Source organism: Allorhizobium paknamense (genome assembly GCF_030815125.1).
In the GTDB taxonomy this organism is placed as follows: Bacteria; Pseudomonadota; Alphaproteobacteria; order Rhizobiales; family Rhizobiaceae; genus Allorhizobium; species Allorhizobium paknamense.
The window spans coordinates 1-1,174 of record NZ_JAUSWH010000045.1; the positions used below are offsets into that span (position 1 = coordinate 1).

At 56.3% G+C, this 1,174-nt stretch carries 1 protein-coding gene; it reads left to right on the forward strand.

Annotated elements, in window-relative coordinates:
* Positions 1 to 218: 218 nt before the first annotated feature.
* Positions 219 to 1,157, forward strand: a complete 939-nt coding sequence (locus QO005_RS24170) for an IS110 family transposase (RefSeq protein WP_307160567.1) — start codon at positions 219 to 221, stop codon at positions 1,155 to 1,157.
* Positions 1,158 to 1,174: the final 17 nt, after the last annotated feature.

Sequence of the window (1,174 nt, forward strand, 5' to 3'; positions counted from 1 at the left end):
TGCTTGTCTTATGATTTTCCTGCTTCTTCGTGAGATAAAGAAGCGCCGGAGAGGGTGGCTGCCCTCTTCCGGCGATGGGGGACGGATCGTGGACGTGCAGGCCGCCATTCTTGCGAATGCCGGGCCGGGTTAAAGTATGATCGCCCCCATCTTTTCCAATCGTCCTGAACGGATACCCGAGCCTTGGGCTCGGATGACAAGCATAGGAGGCAGAAAAGATGACGGATATTACCATCGGCGCAGACATCTCGAAAGACCATATCGATCTCCACAGCCTGCCGGACGGTCGAATCTTGAAGGTTGCCAATGACCGCAAAGGCTTTGCAGCCATTCTCAAATGGATCGGCACAAGGAGCGCGACCCGCATTGTCTATGAACCCACTGGCCCTTATCACAAGGCCTTCGAGCGCTTCATGATGGTGCAGGGCCTTGCTCTCGCCAAGGTCAATCCCCGCTTTGCCAGACGCTTTGCAGAAGCGACCGGCCGACTGGCCAAGACAGACAGGATCGATGCCGCAATGCTGGCGCGTTACGGTGCGCTTCTTGAGCCGCGCATCCTGCAAGCCAACACGCAAATCCACAATGACCTGAAGGAGTTGCATGTCGCGCGCCTTGCCCTGATCAAGGACAGGACGGCTGCAAAGAACAGGTCGAAGACCCTTTCCAACTCACTCTTGAAGAGACACAATGCCGAAAGGCTCCGGCAGATCGAACGCCAGATCAAGGCGGTCGATGACGCCATCATGGCCCTGATTGCCGAAGACGCAGCATTGAAGGCGAGGTTCGACATCCTCGTTTCGATCCCTGGCGTAGCACAGGTCACGGCCTTTACGCTTCTCATCGAAATGCCGGAACTGGGCGAATTGGATGAGAAAGCCGCAGCCGCCCTTGCTGGTCTTGCACCCATGAGCCGTCAGTCCGGACGATGGACCGGACGCGCCTTCATTGCCGGCGGCAGGGCCATCGTCCGTCACGCACTCTACATGCCTGCCCTTGTCGCATGCCGGCGCAACCCTGACCTCAGTGCCAAATACGATCAACTTAAAGCCGCCGGAAAACCATCAAAAATCGCCATCACCGCTGTCATGCGAAAGCTCATCGTCCTCGCAAACGCACTGCTGAAAAAAAACAGGAAATGGGTCCCGAAGATCACTTGATCATAACGGATACTTTA